18 protein-coding genes and 1 pseudogene are annotated in these 18,201 nt (G+C 40.5%); 8 read left to right on the plus strand and 11 right to left on the minus strand.

Annotated features, from left to right (window positions below; all coding sequences use genetic code 11):
- Position 1 precedes the first annotated feature (1 nt).
- From PMI13_RS05540 to PMI13_RS05580, 10 genes are all read right to left on the minus strand, one after another.
- Positions 2–1,561, minus strand: coding sequence for a T9SS type A sorting domain-containing protein (locus PMI13_RS05540; RefSeq protein ID WP_007841499.1), 1,560 nt, complete (start codon positions 1,559–1,561; stop codon positions 2–4).
- 901 nt (positions 1,562–2,462) lie between these two features.
- Positions 2,463–3,281 (minus strand): PRTRC system ThiF family protein, encoded by an 819-nt coding sequence (locus PMI13_RS05545; RefSeq protein WP_007841500.1) that lies wholly within the window; start codon positions 3,279–3,281, stop codon positions 2,463–2,465.
- A complete protein-coding gene (locus PMI13_RS05550; protein WP_007841501.1) occupies positions 3,278–3,985 on the minus strand; it encodes a hypothetical protein in 708 nt (235 codons plus the stop codon). Before PMI13_RS05550 ends, PMI13_RS05545 begins: the two co-directional genes overlap by 4 nt.
- 10 nt (positions 3,986–3,995) lie before the next feature.
- Positions 3,996–5,144 (minus strand): hypothetical protein, encoded by a 1,149-nt coding sequence (locus PMI13_RS05555; protein ID WP_007841502.1) that lies wholly within the window; start codon positions 5,142–5,144, stop codon positions 3,996–3,998.
- A 17-nt stretch (positions 5,145–5,161) separates the two neighbouring features.
- Positions 5,162–5,380, minus strand: coding sequence for a PRTRC system protein C (locus tag PMI13_RS05560; RefSeq protein ID WP_007841503.1), 219 nt, complete (start codon positions 5,378–5,380; stop codon positions 5,162–5,164).
- Between the two features lie 33 nt (positions 5,381–5,413).
- A complete protein-coding gene (locus tag PMI13_RS05565; protein ID WP_007841506.1) occupies positions 5,414–5,935 on the minus strand; it encodes a PRTRC system protein E in 522 nt (173 codons plus the stop codon).
- 20 nt (positions 5,936–5,955) lie between these two features.
- Positions 5,956–6,150: a hypothetical protein gene (locus tag PMI13_RS21100; protein ID WP_156104381.1), complete on the minus strand. Its 195-nt coding sequence runs from the start codon at positions 6,148–6,150 to the stop codon at positions 5,956–5,958.
- 34 nt (positions 6,151–6,184) lie between these two features.
- Positions 6,185–6,391, minus strand: a complete 207-nt coding sequence (locus tag PMI13_RS05570; RefSeq protein ID WP_007841514.1) for a hypothetical protein — start codon at positions 6,389–6,391, stop codon at positions 6,185–6,187.
- Between the two features lie 103 nt (positions 6,392–6,494).
- Entirely contained in the window at positions 6,495–7,568 is a 1,074-nt protein-coding gene (locus tag PMI13_RS05575) for a DUF932 domain-containing protein (protein WP_007841515.1), read from the minus strand.
- A gap of 32 nt (positions 7,569–7,600) precedes the next feature.
- Positions 7,601–7,993, minus strand: coding sequence for a single-stranded DNA-binding protein (locus PMI13_RS05580; protein ID WP_007841516.1), 393 nt, complete (start codon positions 7,991–7,993; stop codon positions 7,601–7,603).
- Positions 7,994–8,663: 670 nt separating this feature from the next.
- Here PMI13_RS05580 and PMI13_RS05585 point away from each other — a divergent pair.
- The 4 genes from PMI13_RS05585 (at position 8,664) to PMI13_RS20575 (ending at position 12,050) form a co-directional block, all read left to right on the plus strand.
- Complete coding sequence (locus tag PMI13_RS05585) at positions 8,664–10,007, plus strand: hypothetical protein (RefSeq protein ID WP_007841517.1); 1,344 nt, start codon at positions 8,664–8,666, stop codon at positions 10,005–10,007.
- A 62-nt stretch (positions 10,008–10,069) separates the two neighbouring features.
- Positions 10,070–10,603: a hypothetical protein gene (locus PMI13_RS05590; RefSeq protein ID WP_156105537.1), complete on the plus strand. Its 534-nt coding sequence runs from the start codon at positions 10,070–10,072 to the stop codon at positions 10,601–10,603.
- 435 nt (positions 10,604–11,038) lie between these two features.
- Positions 11,039–11,557: an RNA polymerase sigma factor gene (locus tag PMI13_RS05595; protein WP_007841521.1), complete on the plus strand. Its 519-nt coding sequence runs from the start codon at positions 11,039–11,041 to the stop codon at positions 11,555–11,557.
- A 67-nt stretch (positions 11,558–11,624) separates the two neighbouring features.
- Positions 11,625–12,050 (plus strand): hypothetical protein, encoded by a 426-nt coding sequence (locus PMI13_RS20575; protein ID WP_007841522.1) that lies wholly within the window; start codon positions 11,625–11,627, stop codon positions 12,048–12,050.
- 54 nt (positions 12,051–12,104) lie between these two features.
- Here the strand turns inward: PMI13_RS20575 and PMI13_RS05605 are convergent, their stop codons facing one another.
- Positions 12,105–12,338 carry a hypothetical protein gene (locus PMI13_RS05605; RefSeq protein ID WP_007841523.1) on the minus strand — a complete coding sequence of 78 codons (234 nt, stop codon included), beginning with the start codon at positions 12,336–12,338 and terminating at the stop codon, positions 12,105–12,107.
- Between PMI13_RS05605 and PMI13_RS05610 the strand changes: the two are divergent.
- From PMI13_RS05610 to PMI13_RS05625, 4 genes and pseudogenes are all read left to right on the plus strand, one after another.
- Positions 12,320–12,580 (plus strand): annotated as a pseudogene (locus PMI13_RS05610) (hypothetical protein); the annotation flags it as partial. The gene PMI13_RS05605 and the pseudogene PMI13_RS05610 overlap by 19 nt on opposite strands.
- A gap of 146 nt (positions 12,581–12,726) precedes the next feature.
- Positions 12,727–13,581, plus strand: a complete 855-nt coding sequence (locus PMI13_RS05615) for a FecR family protein (protein ID WP_007841524.1) — start codon at positions 12,727–12,729, stop codon at positions 13,579–13,581.
- A gap of 134 nt (positions 13,582–13,715) precedes the next feature.
- Positions 13,716–16,814: a SusC/RagA family TonB-linked outer membrane protein gene (locus PMI13_RS05620; RefSeq protein WP_007841525.1), complete on the plus strand. Its 3,099-nt coding sequence runs from the start codon at positions 13,716–13,718 to the stop codon at positions 16,812–16,814.
- A 47-nt stretch (positions 16,815–16,861) separates the two neighbouring features.
- Positions 16,862–18,199 (plus strand): RagB/SusD family nutrient uptake outer membrane protein, encoded by a 1,338-nt coding sequence (locus tag PMI13_RS05625; protein ID WP_007841527.1) that lies wholly within the window; start codon positions 16,862–16,864, stop codon positions 18,197–18,199.
- Positions 18,200–18,201: the final 2 nt, after the last annotated feature.

Raw genomic sequence — 18,201 nt, forward strand, 5'->3', positions numbered from 1 at the left:
TTTAATTTTTTATGAGTTTAATACTTGCCGATTTACCAGAATCGGTTGTAATACTGATAAGGTAAGCACCTTGAATAAAGGTTTGCGTGTTTAGCTTAGTAACTTTGTTCTTGGTTTGGATTTGTTGCAGAAGCTTGCCTGCCATATCATATATCAGGATATCTGCTTCTTTAAAATCAAAGCCGATTTCAACATAGCTGTAATCATGAGCGGGGTTAGGGTAAAGTTTGATATCCTGTTTTTCAATGAGTTCATTAATCTGCTTATCACCCAATTTCACAATCTTCCAGCTTTCTTTTCCTGGTTTTTCAGCACTGGTTCCTGCTAAGAGGATAGAGCCATCCTTGTTTAATTTAAGGTCAGAAAGACGCTCCAGTTTTTTAGAAGATTCTCCTTTAATGTGTTTTCTCCATTCTTCTTTACCGTCTCCATTCAAATAGAGCATCCAGAAAGTTTCATCATCTGTCGCAATTCTTCCCTCTGCCTGGGTATAACCTCCAAGTAAAATTCCTTTTGAAGATTTATCATCAGAACTGTGTAAAACACTCATTCCCATGAGAACATCCCTGTTTTTAAAGTTGTAAGACTTCTGCCAGAGCTCTTCACCTCTTTCATTCAGGGAAATCAGCCAAAGATCTGTTCCTTCTTCTATCCCTGTGGTTTTGTTTCCCGATCTTTCCGATCTTGATTCACCACCAATTAAGTATCCTGTGGATGTTAAAGCAAGGGTTCTTAAATGATCATCTCCCTTTCCACCGAAATTCTTTTCCCACTCAACTTTTCCGTTTTTATCCAATTTAACAACCCAATAATCGCCTTCGCCATAGTTTTCGATAGTTTTAGGGGTAAAGGTAGCAGACGATGGTACCGGAGCATTGGAATCTACCCTCCGATTTGAACTTCTGGAGTAAATGCCTATTAGTGCTCCACCATCCATCGTAGGGATGAGTTTTTCTGTCTCATCCAAACTAAAACCACCAAGTATTGTCTCTGATATTTTATTCCCGTCCTTATCCAGGCGGATAATCCATGCATCTTTAGAACCAAAACCATCATCAGCATTGTTAATAGTGCCAGCAATGAAGTATCCTAAATCTGTGGTTTGGATCACTGCTTTCGCCTCGTCATCCGCCGGCGTTCCCAGAGTTTTCTGCCACAATTGATCTCCTGCTTCATTCAGCCTTACTATCCAAATGTCCGATCCGCCATTAGTATCATTCTTTTTGTCCTGTCCTTTTCCGGAGTTGGATGTTCCCGAAAGAAGGAAGCCTCCCTCCTGGGTAGCAACAGCGGCTGATAGATAATCATGACCACTTCCGGCAAAAAAATTTTCCCATATTTGATTCCCTTGCTGGTCAAGTTTTACCACATGGAAATCATATCCGTTTCTTTGTTTATCCTGAATAGAGCTTCCTGTTATAAGGTATTGCCCATCTATTGTAGGAACAATCTGGTTGAGTAGGGCTTGTGATGAAGATTTGAGGTCTTTTTGCCAGAGAATTTCCTGACCACTAAGACCCATCGTGCATAGTAATAATGCAGTGCCATAGAGTATTTTCATTATTTTAAGTTTGAGATTATTTTTTTTGATTCTATTTTTAAGTTATGTGGAGTATCTGTCTTCCCATTGGGGTGCTTATCTATATTAATTAAGGTTAACGGACCGTGATTTTATCGATGGGACAAATGTAGAACCAGCAAGCGACAGAACTTGTCGTATTATAATCTATAACTTAAAAATATCAGATAGGATTTATTTGCTTCTGGATGGGATAAAAGGGAGCTTATTGGGAAGGCTGAATAGAGGTACCGGGAAAATGATGTAAAAATATATTGGTATGAAGTAGATGTGTTTTGGGATTGGTTATTTTCACGATTTTGTTTTTTAGCTGCACAGCGAATTTAGCGATAACTACGAGCCGGGAACATAGGGGTTTTCACGGTATTTCATATCCGGGTTTTTACGGATACCCAAATATTAGAAGCCTTATAATCAAATAGATAACAATTGTTCTGTTTTAATGGCATACTAGAGTGAAAATTTTATCTCCCTATATGATGATAAATTTGCATGGCACAAGGAATTTTTTATATATTCGCAGCCGATATGGTTTTCATCATGTCGGTCTTATAATTGATTATGACCTCTCTCTGTTGAGAGGTTTTTTTATTTTACCACTTTTCTACGTATTAGATTCCATCAGGAAACAAAATTGTAGTTGATTTTTAATCCATTGTTTTTTGACAACAGTTTTCTGTAATCAGAAAATTTTTCTAGTGAAATATTTGAGGTCTATTATAATAGCGGAACTGTGAAAGTTCCGTCCGATATGCCGCAGCCTTTTGGGGCAAAATGGGGAAGTAGCGACAGCTTTTCTGCCCCCAAAGGGCTGTACCGATTTAATGCAAAAAAACATTCCCGACCCTTTGGGGGAGGGGTTGTCTTTTTGCCGCCCGTGGCTTTAAGCAACGGGGATAGGTTGTGAGCGAAAATCTTGGAGGTTAAGAAAAAATCCCCTATACTCCGTCATTCCATTGCGGAACAGACTCCATAAAAGGGATGATCCCATTTGTGCTAATGTGGGGTTAATATATAGATCCTGTTTTTTAAGAGCATCCGCCAGTGAACAGCTTGGCGTGTTATCTTCCTGTTCTGACTTTTTAAGAAGCCCGGTAAACTCATCAGTGATAAAAGGCAGGTTTGCGACCGTATGGTATTTATCGGAATTGGGTTGATAAATATCTCCTATGGTGGATAGGATTACCTGTCCTGTCTTGGTACTATTGCCATAATCCACCCAATATTTTGGCTTATCCCTTCCATAATAGTAGTATCTTTTCCCGGATACTTCATTCAAAATTTTAGCAACTTCAAACCGTGCCTGTACCGTATCCGTGCAGGTTATATAGATGGTAGCGTCCGGATGTTCGGGAAGGTTTCCCAAAGAATCCCTTTGAAATTTTTGGGTTTCAGCCTTCCAGTGAGTACCTGCCCACCGGTTGGCGCGATTGATTAAAGCTACTGATTTATACAAGCCTACCTCACACTCTGCAAAACGCTGTCTGCCTAAATTGGCTTCACTTACCCTGTCATCATCCCAAAGACGGACGGAAAGCCCTGCATGACCCAACTCAATAAGGCTGTGGTTCATTTCCATAAGGGCTGTAAGCACCTTTGAGCCTGTACCCCCTGCACCAATCAAATTGACGGTGATAGGGTTGGTTGGGTTAATGAGGTAGTGGTCTGTAAAATGGACTTTTATTTTTTCGGAGGTATTCATATCAGGTTTTTTAAGGTTATTTTACTTTTTTTCAAGGCTTCGATAGGGAATATTTTATCTGTATTCACAAGGCTTTCCCAAAGGGTTACGCAATTTCCATTGACAGGATTGTGACCGCCCATCAGATGACTGAAATAAGAGTTGAAGAAATAATCTTCCCATGCTGAGGTAAATGCTTCCAATGATACGCTTCGTTTTATCCTTACATCTACCGTTCCCATACATACTTTGCCATTTTGATGCACATTGAAAAACGGGGCGTTATACAATGTTGTTTTTTCGGTAGGTCTACGATTCGATTTGAGAGCAAAAATTGAAAGGTGGTTTCTGTCTGCTATCCATAACAAAGCGGGGATCGTTGCTTTACCTTTTGGTATACCCAAACTATGGGTAAAATAGAGTTCCCTCTGTTGAATTTTGGTAAACCATATGACTTTACCTTTCAAAGTATCGAGATGAAGGATGTGATTGCCTATAATCCGTTCCGGTTTTAAGCAGCTTTCTTTTTCCTCCTTTGTTTTGAGTGCCTTCGCAAGACGGTTGGCTTCCCTTATGGTCAATGGATGTGCGTTAATGGGGTTTCCGTGTTTATCCATATCAAAGCACTCTACGTAAGTATCGGATTGCATTCCTTTGGTTTGGTAGAATACCAATGCCGATTGCGGATGGTAAAGCGCCGTAAAATTTTCCGTAATATCATTCATGATTGTGGGTTTAATGGTAATTCAGTATTTCTGCCAGTTCTTCAATGAGGGCAAATAGTTTTTTCTCAAAATCAAGGCTGCCTTCAGGAATGGGAGTTTGATCAAAACGTTTAATGATGGTGGGTTCTTCCATCGTGCTGTACTCTTGTAAGTGATTATTGACCGATTCTTCGAGTTGCGTGGATAGCCATCCTTTACCATCAGCCCAGAAAGAAATATAGGTTTCCATTCCGACGGTTTCCTCCCTTTCTTCCTCCTCTGCTTCGCGTAGATTTGCATTTCTGAATATGCTCTGATTTGGATACTGTTTGCATAAGGCAAAGGCTTTTTCTGCTACTTGCAAACACGCAGTATCAAAGAGGTCATTGGCTTTAAAGCGGGTCAGACGTTGTTTAAATAGATCTAAATTTTTTGCATTGTAAATTTTCTGTTCCATGTATGCCCCAATCCAATTCGCTTTTTCAAATTCTCTGAGGTTGCTGGTTTCTTCTGAATAGTCATCTTCGATGATCCAGTCTTTCAGCATCTCATACTGCCAGTGTAGAAAACTGTGTTCTTGTCTATAGTAGGGTATGGATGCAATATGATACAGGTAACTGCATACCGACAGTAGAAGCTGTGCTGATCGTTTCCTTTCACGATTTTTAAGCATACGATATAGCGGTACAACGGGTATGTAGTAGAGTATTCCCCTTGTATTGTAGCGCTCTTCCGTGGTGAGAAAGGTTTTATCTTCAACTTGCAATACCCTGATTTCTTCAAATTCACTGATCTTGCTTTGTAACTTTATTTGAGCATCCGATAAAGAGAGTGCGATATTATAGGGATATTTAAATTGCGTTACCTGCATCACTTCAATGCCGTAGTATTCCGATAGTTGGGAAAGGGATTTATAAAAATCCCTTTCCGTTTTTACATGATTTTTACCAACTTTCCAATTTTTAGGACTTTTCAGCTTTGGCAAAAATGAAGCCTTTATAAAACCATTGGTAACATTACAATCGGTACGGACTTTAGCTTGTCTTTTCTGATCTCTGCTGTATCTTTGGGATTTTGCATCCACTGCGCAAATTCGCTTAACTGCTGATGCAGTTTTTTTTGCTTTGATTCTTGGGGCAATTGTATGATCCCCGGTATGTTGGATTGTGACATATTTCATTGTTGTATTGTTTTAGATTAGCCTTTTGTTCCCATCACGCTCTCGAATCGGTACTGTATTTTATCATCTTTAATAACCGGAGCGGATATTTTAGCGGTCGTAAGGATGGGGTAAGTACCGGAATAGAAATTGAGTACCGCCTGAAGGTTCCATGTTGGTTCGGGGTCTGATAATATGATTTCCTGATCTTTATCGTGGAAGATAAATATCCTGTCTAATGGTGTTGTTAGTAGCATAATTTTGGTTTTTAGATTTATAATATTTTTCAGTTACTCCTGATCAAAAAATTCCGGTTGAAACTTCATTGCAAAATCTGTCTGACGTTTGCGAATAGTTTCTGCATGTTCGGGGTGATCAGCCGCTTTGGGGAGAGCCGTCCATGCTTCACGGTATTTGCTCTCTTTTTCAAGCCCATCAGCTTTTAACATAGCTGCCTTATATTTTTTGTCCTTTTCTTCGCACTCTTTTTTCTCGTTGTCGGTTTTTTCCTTTTCCATTGCCGATTGCTTTTGCGCTTCTTCCAATTGCTTCATAAAAGATTCCATGTTTGAAATCAGTCCCGAAGCTGCCTGTATGGGTTTTTTGATATGTCCAAAGAACTCTGCATCCAGTTCATGGGGCGTTCCTTTCAGATTAAACGGAGGAATAATGTTCTTTGCTTTATCTCCGCATCCGTCATTTTGGATAAAGACAGAAACAATTATAATACTGTCCGTTGCTTTGGATATGGTGAGCATCATCCTGCTGTCAATATCCATTTGCGCGATCTGTTTGAAAAAATTTGCTTCCATAGTATTTCGTGATTTAAGATTTACCTTGTATAATTGTGATTAGCTTTGTGACCATCATCATTTTTCAAAAGTGGTCTATTGCCCTTTTGTTCATAATTAACTTTGTATCCGTTTGCCTGAATAATATCCTCCAATAGATTCCTTGCCGCTGTTGCATCCCAATCGTCCGTAGCTGTCATGTCAAGACAGTGTAAACGTTCAAAGTCCTTAACCATTCGGGCTATTATGGATAATACCCTATATTCTGTTTTATCCGCGAGGTTGCTCATTGGGTTTAATTTCTTTTGATTTTAATTTGATAAGTTTCTCATACATATCCTGCCAGTATTCCTGTCTTTCCTTATCTGTGGGATGTGGCGGGGTATGATGGCAGTCTTTGAAAAATTCCGCCATTTCTATTGCTTTTTGTAAATCGGTTATTTCTATAGAATAACCGTATATATCTGTTATTTTCATGTGTATGGATTTTAGTTCTGATGTGAAATGAGAATTTTATACTCTCATTATAATGAAGGCTTTAAAAGGCAACCGCCAGAAGGCGATTGCCTTGTGTTAAGAATTAATTTAGCCTGAAAAGTTCTGCGCCATCTTTGGCAAACGCTCCACAGAGTTCAAATGCCTTCTGTGTTTTTTGCTGTGCAGTCCCACCCATGACAATGGACTGAAGTTTTGCTTCATCATCTTTGTAAGAGCGTACATTCTGATAGTATCCTGTAACCGCGTTGTATGCTCCGAAAAGAGTCCCTTTGGTGGTTTCCATCTGTTGGGAATCACTGATCATTGCATAGGCAAAAGCATCTTCGACCGTATTTTTGAACACGGTGGAAACTTCGTCTATCGCTCCTTTATTGATCAGATCAAGGGTTTCTTTGTTGGGGCAGAGTGCCAACTGAATCAGTTTTTTTACTTCATGATCAGTGACCTTAACCTTTGCCCAATCATTGAAAATGTCCTGTAATTGATTACTGAGGGAATTGGCTAATCCCATTACCTTGTGCGCATTTTCCAAACGCCCTTTAGCCCCTGCGGTGTGTTTGATCCGCACCACGTTGGTCATGTTTCTGAGTGATGCATTAAGGGTATTCTGGCAGACAATCCTTATGGGTGTGAAGGCAGCGGTAATGCTTCCACTGCCATCGTGCGAGGTTGTCAGGAAGATATATTTTTCGGTGATGTCGTCACCATTGCCTACACGGATATAATCCGGCAGTTTTGCCGTTATAAAGATTCGTTCCCCTTTACCTAATGCCCCTGCGGTTTCATACAGGATTCCCTCGCCACCACCTACAATAGCATCGAAGAACGAAAAGGCTTCACAGTTTTGTACAATCTGATAATCTTTTCCCACCACTCCCAATACGGCATTGTTATCGGTGCGTATATTGGCGAAGTAGTTGGGAACATGGAGTTCATTTGAGCCGATTTCGATGCCGTCTGCTGTTTCAATAATGCCTGAACCTTTAGTATATAGTGGGGTTTTTGCCACTTCGTAGTTAAGCCCTGCGTAGTTTATGGCTTGTTCACTTGTAGGATAGTCGGAGATAATCTGCCCCAATCCGTGCCACGCTTTTTCTTTTACGCTGAAGAATGAATAACGTCCTGTAGTTTCGTTGAAGTTAATGTTATGTGCCATGATAAAATGATTTTAGGTTTAATGTGATTGAGTTAAAAAGGAAGATCGTCTGTGATTTCAGGGGTTACTACCTTGTTGTTTTCAGGCTGCGAGCTGTCCTGTCGGGTGGTGGGTTTCGTACCTGCGCCATAGAATTTGATTTGTGAGGTATGGAAATTCAGTCCTGCCACTGGCTCACCGTCCTGTCCGATCCACGCCCTTGCGCTTACCCTTCCTGAAAGTTCTACCAGAGATCCTTTTGTGAGGTGCTTGGCAACTCCTGTGCTTAGCCAGTATGCGCAATCAAAGTAGGCGGTCTGTTCTATGCGCTCTCCCTGTTTGTTGCGGTAATTATCATTCACCGCGAGTGTGAAGTTTACCACCTGTTTGTCTTGTGGCGTTGTGCGAACCTGCGCATCTCTTACCACTCTTCCAATGATGTTCATTGCTTTTGTTTTTTAGTTAGAAAATCGTTTTGTTTCCTTTCTCCGAATTGGCTCGCTTTGCTTCGCTTAACATTTTTCAAAAGAAAAACAGGAAAAAAGAAAGCAGATATGGAATACGGGCAATGGGAAAAGCCAAAAGGAAACGGAATAAAGGATAGCCTGTGCTATGGCCCCGTGTTTATGCCGTAGTCTTTTGGCGGGGATGTGCGCGGGCTGCACGTATTACCTTAGCTGCCTTTTTACCGGTTGCTTTGGAAAATTTTTATTATCTAATCTTAAATCTGGATACAATGATTTTATGAGGAGAATGTATTGGAAGTCTTGTTGCAGGGAATTTAGAACCTATGATGTAGGTAGGATGGTATACAGATATATTTCTTTTTTCTTACGAGCTAAGAGACGAGAGGTCTGGAAATAGTGAGGATTATAAAAGTGGCTGTAAGACTCTGGTATTTTTGAATGCCTGTAATAGGAACTGTAATAGTATATGTACGTTTATTATAATACGTAGTTTTACGTATTCCTTTCTGTACGTATTTTAGAAGCAAAAATTAAATATATTCGATGTGTCGTTACACATGAACGGTTGACCCGGAGCACACCAGATACTATGAGGACCTAAATCACTATTGGCGAGCTCGCCGTTTTGTTAATCAATAAATCCCTTCAAATGCAAATCAGAACAGGCCAATGGGCCATGCTACTTCTTTTTTTGATCTTTTTTCAGTATTGCTCGAAAAGTGATCATGCTGTTGTTTCAGAGCCGGTTCAGAAGAGTTCCATAATCTCCTTAGCAAAAGCTAAAGAATGGACATTGGGTAATATTAATTCTGTGACCACTGCCCGCAGTAACACCACCGGTTTTATAGGTACGCCGTCATGGAGCAGGATTGATCAGATTTATGTACCCGGTGGGCAGGGGATCTTAAAAATTGCCCTGGAGAAGTACAGGATTCCTTTTGGCTACCGGGATCTGCTCTTTCAGCAGCAGGATGATGGAATTGTTCGCAGTATCGTCCAGCAGGTCTGCGCGGATTCCGCCTACCTGTCTGGAAAAATCTTAGCAGAGCCGTTCTCTGGTCATGGAATCAGGCACTATATCCAAAATGCAGATTTTACCGGGGATATCATTTACTTTGACCCATTAGATAATCATTTTTTATATGGCTGGCGGTATAAAGAGGGCAAGCCTAAATTTCGATTAAAGCAGGCAGCATCTGCTCTGGCCCGTTCCGGAGGTGGCCCTATAGACAATGATGACACCGGTGATGATGATGGAGGAAGCAGCGATCCGGGATGGACTGGCACCGGTAATAATACCGACGGTTACACAATCGATGGCCCGGAAATTACAGCACCCGCGCCGCCCACACATAACCCCCCGCCTTATATTCCGCCCACCACAGATCCCGGTCCGGTTAATCCGCCGACAATTCCTGTTGGTGGGAGTGGAAATCAAGCCGGAGGTAACGGCGGTCCAAAAGAAGATCCCAAAGAAGGTGAGAGTTATGAAGATTCCGATGTTCAACCTGGCGCTATTCCATGTCCGACATCCTATAACTATATAAAACAAGGAAACTGGCAAACGGCGGTAATCATTGATTATTATTTCCAGTTCTTTGAAAGCAGTACAGGAGTAATGTATGATATTCAAATTGGGACTATGGAAACAGGTATGCCGGCTATTACCTATAATGGATCACTCATCCAGGCGAGTCAGGCACAGGCGATGTCAACCCAGGCCGCGCGGCTCGCAGAGTGGCAAGTAGCTACGGTAATTAATGCTTATGTTTTGCTCAATCCCGGTACAACACCTGCGCAAATCAGAAATAATCCGACATATGCCGCCATGTTTAAATCAGTCTATGCCGAGGAACTGAATAAATTTTTACGAGCAGACTACGATTATCGTCCTGATTCACATCCGGTGACTGTTTCGACTTCGCAGATGAACTTTGTTAACAAAAACATGGCACAATGGATAAAACTGAAATTTGTAGGACGGGACTGCTAGAATGAATTTTATAAGTTAAGTGATAACTGTTAACTTACAGTTCAGAATAGAATATTGTTAAAGTGAACTCTATTAAAATGACTTTAAACTCTTTGGGTGTTGGAGGAATCCAATTGGGGGCATCTATTGATACCGTTACGCCAATGGCACCATTTAACTCGGATGACCGAAAACTGTATTTGCCTGACCCAGGGCCGGAAGTTTGGTTCAGATATCTGGGAGATATAACGGAGATCAAGGGGGCTGAGGGTGGTATTTTCAGTGCCAGGTCTGTTTATTTTTCAATGGGTAATGATCGTATGATTAACAGGATCGTGATCCATCCGGATACTACTCATGATAAGCCGATAGAAGATATTCTAAAAGCCACCTATGGCCCAGGTTGGGTATCTTCCGGGGGAATGGGTAATCTGGGTGGTGTAAATACATATACCATGTATTTGTATAATTCAAGAGATAAGCGCAGCCAGATTTGTTATACTAAAACCACCAGTTCAGATTTTGGAATTGACGAGATTATTTTCAATTTGGTTGCTGATGCCCAAAATGTACTGAATTATAAATTGGTATTTCGTTCCTGGGCGCAGACGGAATAGTTTTAATAGAATTGTTTTAAGGCTGGATGATACAACGAAATTTGTATCATCCAGCCTTTTTTGCGGTTTTGCTATCAGAGATTGCTTGTAAAGAGCATATCAGTAAGTTTTGTAGACTTTAATTTCTATGTCTCTAAAAGTAGCAGCCGGCTATTTGAAATAGTACATACACATTAAGGCCGGAGTTTTAATGATTTTATATCAATGTAAGTGGCTTATATATTGTAAAATACATATATTTGTTGTAATCTTACTCTTAATTTAAGAGGCAATATTATCGTTTAAACTATATTGTCTTTAAGAACCTCTTTTGTATTAGAAACAGGAAGTTTATTATTCAGATTGCGTGCGTGTAGCAATGTTAACCATTGTAAAGATATAATTAATCCCGGTCATTCATTTCAATGAATTAGCCGTAGCAATATTCTTCTTAAGATGTTTGGTCTAAATCAACAGTATGAGGACTTCTATAAAGAAGTTTTTGAAAAGTACAGTCAATTTATTTTTTCTCACATTATCAGTAAGGTGGGGAAGAGGGTTGATGCACTGGACATTGCTCAGAATGTTTTTGTTCATTTATGGCAATATAGAAAAGACCTGAAGTTTAAAAATGTTGAAGCCATCCTTTTAAAATCTTGCCGGCAAGAGATTTTTAAGTTTTATAAAGATCAGATAGGTAAGGGAATATCAGTCTCTATTGATGGGTTGGGAATTGAGATAGAGGATCATTCAGAACTGGATCTGGAGGAAAAACTGGAAAAAGAACGTAAACTGAATGCCATTTATGAAGCTCTTAACTTGATCCCAATTGAAAGAAAGAAAATATTCCTACTGAATAAAATAGAAGGAAAAACAAGGAAGGAAATTGCAATGGAGTTGAATATGTCAAAATCGGCCATTGGAAACCAGATTGACAAAACGATGCAATTCCTGATCGGTAAATTACGAAGATAGCTGTAGGATTAAGGATAGATTCAATAGTAAGTCTTGAAGTGATATTCCTTTTTGATATGGAGCATAGATGACAGATAAATACGATACTATTTTAGAGATCCTGCATGATTATATATGCAATCGTTTTGGATATAGAAGACCTGATATAGATTTTGGTCTGAACAGGAACATCATTTGGATGGACCGTAAGAAAGTAGATTTTTATCTTCGTTTTTTTGAAGGTTTACCGCATCGAAAAATACCTACTATTGTCATTGCCAGATTATTTTTTCATGATACAAGAGCTGGACACGGATCTGATTTCTTAATGCTCATTACCCGTATAGCGGTTCAATTTGGATATGAATTTATTGAGCTGGAATGCTGTAATGAAAATGCAAAGGCGTTTGGAGAAAAATTGGGTTTTGACTTTGATAGCACAGGTCAAAATTGCTGCATTTCGGTCAGTGCGCTGGCTCAGAATTTTAAAGAAAAGGGAATTGTTGCTTCATAAGGAAAAAAATCTTTCATTCTTGCGCATGTGCTTTTTGTATTGTGCCATTGATTTTTATTTGAGTTTTGTATTCAACTGCTTAATATCCTTCTTTAGTTCCAGGTACATATCTTTAATGCTCATCGTATCAACGGAGCTTTGTTTTTTATATCCTTCTGGTAATGTTCCTAAAGAATACTTCCATATTTCGACAACCGAAGTGAAGGGTATTTCATAGGAATCATACAGAGAATTATCGGCGCTTACGGTTAATGAGTTTTCTTTAAATCCCGGATAGTTTGAAAGCATATCCATTTCAGGGAGGCGGCTGTTATTTACTGTTGGGAACCGTTGAAGTAGATTTTCATTTCCCTACCAGTACGATTTTGAAAATGACAAAAATGCCGATGTTCCCCGATCCCCGATATGCCTATGATAAAGACAAACAGTATGATGTTCACCGGCAGATTAAAGAAGATGTGAGCATGACCCATCGCCAGCCTTATCCACAGCAGCACGAAATAGGAATACCGAGGAATAAAATGAAGTAATGTTGAGAAAATTGTAGCGCACTAATGAATCATAGTTTTGTTAAATATTCATAAAATTGGTTAAAAAATATTAAAATCACCTCTTGGGGGGTGTTTTTTTTTGCTTTTTGAACTATACCATAATAGAGATCTAATTCTCTCTACTTATGAAAGAAAAAGAAACAAAAGACCAGGAAAAAAATAATGAGTTAACCCCTGAAGAGTTCAAAGAGATGTGGAACAAAGTTTCCTCACAGATCCAGGTCAAAGAACGAAAGAAAAAGGTAAAGCTGATAAGCGCTCTAGCTGTGGTAGTTTTACTTGGTCTATTAAGTATAGTAGGCTATAACCGGGTAATTCGCCCGGATGTATATATGGCGGAGCGAACCCCAATTGATCTGGAACTTAAAGACGGTACAAAGGTGAGGCTTCTTGAAGGTGGAAAGCTTTCGGTGGAAAAATCCTTCCCAGCAGAAGTACGGGAGGTTCGTTTAGATGGTAACGCCATATTTAACGTTACAAAATCCATGAATCATCCATTTATAGTGCACGCCAATAGGTACCAAACAAAAGTGCTCGGAACTGTTTTTAAAATCACACAGGCAAATAAAGACTTCAAGGTTGACCTCTATGAAGGGGAGGTGGCCATTGCAAAAAACGGTGATACAGATGGGGTCTATTTACTCCATCCGCAGGAAACATTTAACAATTATGGTAATGTAAAAGTGGTTGCAATAAGTTCTATGGTAAAAGACCCTGCAAATAAGGTGGAACAAAGGAAAGAAAAATCAGGAGGCTCAATCCGTCTTCAATTTAACGGCTGCCGGTTAAAGGATGCCCTTTTGGTCGTTGAAAACACCTATGATGTGCAAATCAATTTTCCTGGCAGTTATGGAGAAAAAATGATTTCAATTGATTTAACCGGAATGCCTGTAGAGGCAGTACTTCAAAATATGGCACTGTCACTGGGCTTACAATTAAAATTTAATGCAAATGATCAAATATATCAACTGGAAAAGTAGGATCTGGCAGATGCTTTCTCTTACGATCATTGCGGGAACCTGAAAGTGTGAAAATATAAAGACCGGCAGTGGAGTGCCGGTCCGGAAAAACTAATAACATTAACGGAGTCATTAATTTTTAACAATGCAAAAATATGAAAAATGTTTTTGGCTGCCTGGCGGCATTATACCTTATGGTTTTTTCAGCCCTTAATGCTCAGCAGCAAAAGGTTTCCGGTATAAGGGTTACCTATCAGGCCGGAAAAACAACTGCCGGGGAGGCAGTGCGCAGGTTCTTTAAAAAGAATCGGATACAACATGTGTACCAGGAAGATTCCCTGAACAAATACAATATAGAAGGGATAAAATGTACTGATGAAGTGGCGGTGAGCTGTCTTCAGAAAATCCTTAAGGGACTTCCTTTTGAAGTTTTTACCAGTGATGATAAGGTCATTATCATTAGGTATAAGGAATCTAAAAACTCAATTGGGTTTTCGCAATCATTAGAGAATGGAACCGAAAGGGATACGATAAAAAGCACTTTACCCTTTCCTGAAAAAGAAGGAAAGATAGATGAGGTCATTTTGAATGGCGGGTATTACTCAGTTCAGGATAACGAAAGGACAGGGAGCATTGCGAAAGTCGCAGCTAAGGAGATCGGAAATCAACCGGTGAATAATGTGCTTTCCGCTATACAGGGAAGAGTGTCCGGGGTAAACATTATCCAGAGTTCGGGGCTTCCTGGTGGTGGATACGATATCCAGATCAGGGGAAGAAACAGCCTGCGTAGTATCACCAATAGTGAAATAGATGGGAATCAGCCTTTGTATGTAGTGGACGGAGTACCTATCGGTGGGAAAATGGCTTCCCCTTACTCCGGGGTGGTATTGCCGGGAGGAAGTATTAATCCACTCAACAGCATTAATCCTAATGATATAGAAAGTATAGAGATACTGAAAGATGCTGATGCCACTGCTATTTACGGTTCCCGGGGGGCTAACGGAGTTGTGCTTATTACTACAAAAAAAGGTAGATCAGGCAAGCTGGGGCTTAATTTCACGAGTTCTTATGCGTTAAGTAATTCCCTGTCGAACTTAAAGTTAATGAATACTGAGCAGTATTTGGCAGTGCGTAGGCAAGCTTTTGCCAATGACGGGATCAGTAATTATCCTGCAACGGCATATGATGTTAATGGCGTTTGGGATCAGCAGCACTATACCGACTGGCCTAAAAAGCTAATCGGGAATACGGCAACTTCCTCGAACAGCCAACTTTCATTAAGTGGAGGCAGTAACACTACTACATTCTTATTAAGTGTAGGGCATAATGAACAGACTACCGTATTCATGGAGGATTTTAAATACCTGAGTAACACTATTTCCAGTAGTGTATCCCATCGTTCTGAAGATAAACGTTTCCAGATGACTTTATCCAATATGTTCTCAGTACAGAAAAATAATGTTCTGAGAACCGATATGACCAGGCAGGCTCATTTGCTTTCCCCTAATGCCCCGAAATTGTATTTGGAAGATGGAAACCTGAACTGGGAGAATAATACATTTAGTAATCCGGCAGCATTGTTTAACAGTACCTATTCCAATGAGGGAAAACAACTGCTCATTAACCTTAATACCGGGTATGAGATTATGCCGCGACTACATATTAAGCTCAATGGAGGAATCAACTACCAGGATTTTGAAGAAATGGCGCTTCAACCTAATACGATGTACAATCCGGCCCTTGCATTAGGGCAGTCCAGCGCTACCTCCAGGGCTTCCAGAAGTAATCAGGATCGGTTTTCGTTTATTGTGGAGCCACAGCTTAACTGGACCTATAAAAAAAATAGCCACGAGCTGGATGTGCTTTTAGGAGGGACTTTCCAAAGCGAGGTAAATAATCAGGGAACAATGACCGGAATAGGATTTGAAAGCAACCTATTTATAGAGAATATTGGTGCGGCCCAGACTAAAATCATATCCGACCAGCTTCGTTCCGAGTATCGGTATGCAGCTATATTCGGAAGATTAAATTACCAATATAAGGGCCGGTATATTATTAATTTTACCGGCAGAAGGGATGGCAGCAGCCGTTTCGGGCCTAATAACCGGTTTGCGAATTTCGGAGCAGTAGGTGCTGCCTGGTTGTTTTCCAAAGAAGGTTTCTTTGCTTCTGAGGAGTGGCTGAACTTTGGAAAACTTCGTGGAAGTTATGGTACGGCAGGGAGTGATAATATCGGAGACTACCAGTACCTTGATACCTATATTGTTTCTTCTTCTATTTACAATGGTGTCACGGGCCTGTTACCTTCTCGCCTTTATAATCCTGATTACAGTTGGGAGAAAACCCGGAAACTTGAAATGGCTTTAGAACTGGGGCTATTAAAAAACAGGGTTAATATAAGTGCGGCATGGTACAGGAACCGTTCCTCGAATCAATTGGTGGGTTACCAATTGCCTGCGGTAACAGGTTTTCCAACGGTGCTTGCGAACCTGGATGCTATGGTTCAGAATACAGGCTGGGAGTTTGAAGCTAATGCCCGTCCTTTCACCGGAGGTACCTTTAAATGGGAAACAGGGTTTAACATCAGTTTTCCCAGAAATAAGCTGATTTCTTTTCCCGGGCTTGAAGGCTCTACCTATGCCAACCAATATGAGATTGGGCAGCCTACCTCTATGATCAAAGTCTATCATCTGGAAGGTATCAATCCTTTGACCGGACAGTACCAGTTTACCGACTACAATGGGGATGGCAAGATCTCTTCTCCGGATGATAATAAGGTGGTAGAAAATATCGGAGTACGATATTTTGGAGGCTGGAATAATACGTTTCGTTATAAAAACTGGGATTTTTCCTTTCTTATCCAGTTTGTGAAACAGCGAAGCAGGAATTACAATAACATCATGCCAAGCCCCGGCAGTATGAATAACCTGCCTGTAGAAGCATTAAATGTATGGTCGCCTGAAAACCCCGGAGGTTTTTACATGCCATACCACGCCGGTGTCAACACCTCACATAACTTATTTCAAAACAGTGATGCTGCTATTTCTGATGCCTCATTCATCCGCCTTAAAAATGTACAGCTGGGATACCGCATCCCTTTGAAAAATAGCCTTTTTAAAGAAGTAAAGCTTTATTTCCAGGGCCAGAACCTTGTGACCTGGACCAGGTATTTTGGTCTTGACCCGGAGTTTTTATTTATGGGCTTTCTGCCTCCGCTAAGAACCTTTGCCTTTGGTGCAGAGTTTAACCTTTAATATTACAAGCTATGAAATCTATAAAAATAGTATCAATAATAAAATTCATGATTTTTCTAATGATTTGTGCTTCTTGTGAGAAGCTGATCGAAGTGGATATTCCTGCTAACCAGATTCCTTCAGAGCAGGTTTTTGAAAATGTCCAGACCGCCGATGCCGCGCTTTCTGGCCTATATGCCGGTTTACGGGACAAGTCACCTGTTGCCGGTGATAAGGCAGGTGAACTGCTGGGGAGTTATACGGATGATTTAGATTGTTATGCTACAACAGCAATAAACGGAGTGTATGATATTTACCGGAACCAGCAGATTGATACCAATATGGTCATTTATTCTTATTGGTCAGATGCGTACCAGCAGATCTACGTGGCTAACAGTATTATTGAAGGTGTGGAAAATTCCTCTTCATTATCTACCGCTGATAAAAACAGGATACGGGGAGAAGCCTTGTTGGTAAGGTCGGTGATGTTCTTTTATCTCCAGCAGGTATTTGGGGATACTCCTTATCCAGTATCCACCGACTACCAGATTAACCAGTCTATACAGAAAACATCCTCACCGCAGGTCATCCTGCAACTGGAGACTGATTTGAAGGGGTCTGTAGAGCTACTTACCGATAACTACAGGAATGGAGAACGGATTTTTCCCAACCGTAAAGTAGCTGAGCTAATGCTGGCAAAAATCTATATGGAGCAGCATAAATGGGGTGAGGCGGAAACTATTTTAAAGAACATTATACAAAGTCCGTTGTACCAGTTTCAGCAGGATGTTACTAAGGTTTTTAATAAATTAGGTTCCCATGTCCTTTGGCAGCTGAAACCTAAGAATCCCGGAGACCCTACTAAGGAAGCCCAGAATTATTATTTTAACGGTGCCGCGCCGAGTACCTATGCACTGACACAGAACCTGGTGAATAGTTTTTCTACAGGCGATCTAAGGAAACAAAACTGGATGGTTCCCGTTAGTTTCAATCAGAATATGTGGTACAGGGCAGATAAATATAAAAACCGTATCAATAATGCCACCGAGTATTCAATTGTTTTCCGTTTGGAGGAGGTCTATTTACTGCTTGCGGAAGCTCTTTCCCACCAAAATAAATTGTTGGAGGCGCTACCTTATGTCAATGCTACCAGACAGAGGGCGGGCCTTGCACCCCTATCCGGTCCGATGACAAAAGATGCGCTACTTGGCGAAATACTTCTCGAAAACCGGAAAGAGTTTTTTACCGAAATGGGGCACCGTTTTCTGGACTTAAAACGAATGGATCATCTTGGTGAGCTTCTGACGGTAAAGCCCAATTGGAAGACGTACCATAAATTATGGCCCCTGCCGCAGCAGGAGCTGCTTTTGAATGCCTACCTTAATCCACAAAATACAGGATACTAGCT

Source organism: Chryseobacterium populi (genome assembly GCF_000282115.1).
Classification (GTDB): Bacteria; Bacteroidota; Bacteroidia; order Flavobacteriales; family Weeksellaceae; genus Chryseobacterium; species Chryseobacterium populi.

Excerpts from the sequence above, each read along its gene's own strand:
- PMI13_RS05555 (WP_007841502.1), bottom strand. The coding sequence starts at position 5,144 with ATGAAATATGTCACAATCCAACATACCGGGGATCATACAATTGCCCCA.
- PMI13_RS05575 (WP_007841515.1), bottom strand. The coding sequence starts at position 7,568 with ATGGCACATAACATTAACTTCAACGAAACTACAGGACGTTATTCATTC.
- PMI13_RS20575 (WP_007841522.1), top strand. The coding sequence starts at position 11,625 with ATGACAGATAAATACGATACTATTTTAGAGATCCTGCATGATTATATA.
- PMI13_RS05585 (WP_007841517.1), top strand. The coding sequence starts at position 8,664 with ATGCAAATCAGAACAGGCCAATGGGCCATGCTACTTCTTTTTTTGATC.
- PMI13_RS05615 (WP_007841524.1), top strand. The coding sequence starts at position 12,727 with ATGAAAGAAAAAGAAACAAAAGACCAGGAAAAAAATAATGAGTTAACC.
- PMI13_RS05565 (WP_007841506.1), bottom strand. The coding sequence starts at position 5,935 with ATGGAAGCAAATTTTTTCAAACAGATCGCGCAAATGGATATTGACAGC.
- PMI13_RS05580 (WP_007841516.1), bottom strand. The coding sequence starts at position 7,993 with ATGAACATCATTGGAAGAGTGGTAAGAGATGCGCAGGTTCGCACAACG.
- PMI13_RS21100 (WP_156104381.1), bottom strand. The coding sequence starts at position 6,150 with ATGGTTAAGGACTTTGAACGTTTACACTGTCTTGACATGACAGCTACG.
- PMI13_RS05605 (WP_007841523.1), bottom strand. The coding sequence starts at position 12,338 with ATGCTTTCAAACTATCCGGGATTTAAAGAAAACTCATTAACCGTAAGC.
- PMI13_RS05620 (WP_007841525.1), top strand. The coding sequence starts at position 13,716 with ATGAAAAATGTTTTTGGCTGCCTGGCGGCATTATACCTTATGGTTTTT.
- PMI13_RS05595 (WP_007841521.1), top strand. The coding sequence starts at position 11,039 with ATGTTTGGTCTAAATCAACAGTATGAGGACTTCTATAAAGAAGTTTTT.
- PMI13_RS05570 (WP_007841514.1), bottom strand. The coding sequence starts at position 6,391 with ATGAAAATAACAGATATATACGGTTATTCTATAGAAATAACCGATTTA.
- PMI13_RS05625 (WP_007841527.1), top strand. The coding sequence starts at position 16,862 with ATGATTTTTCTAATGATTTGTGCTTCTTGTGAGAAGCTGATCGAAGTG.
- PMI13_RS05545 (WP_007841500.1), bottom strand. The coding sequence starts at position 3,281 with ATGAATACCTCCGAAAAAATAAAAGTCCATTTTACAGACCACTACCTC.
- PMI13_RS05540 (WP_007841499.1), bottom strand. The coding sequence starts at position 1,561 with ATGAAAATACTCTATGGCACTGCATTATTACTATGCACGATGGGTCTT.
- PMI13_RS05560 (WP_007841503.1), bottom strand. The coding sequence starts at position 5,380 with ATGCTACTAACAACACCATTAGACAGGATATTTATCTTCCACGATAAA.
- PMI13_RS05550 (WP_007841501.1), bottom strand. The coding sequence starts at position 3,985 with ATGAATGATATTACGGAAAATTTTACGGCGCTTTACCATCCGCAATCG.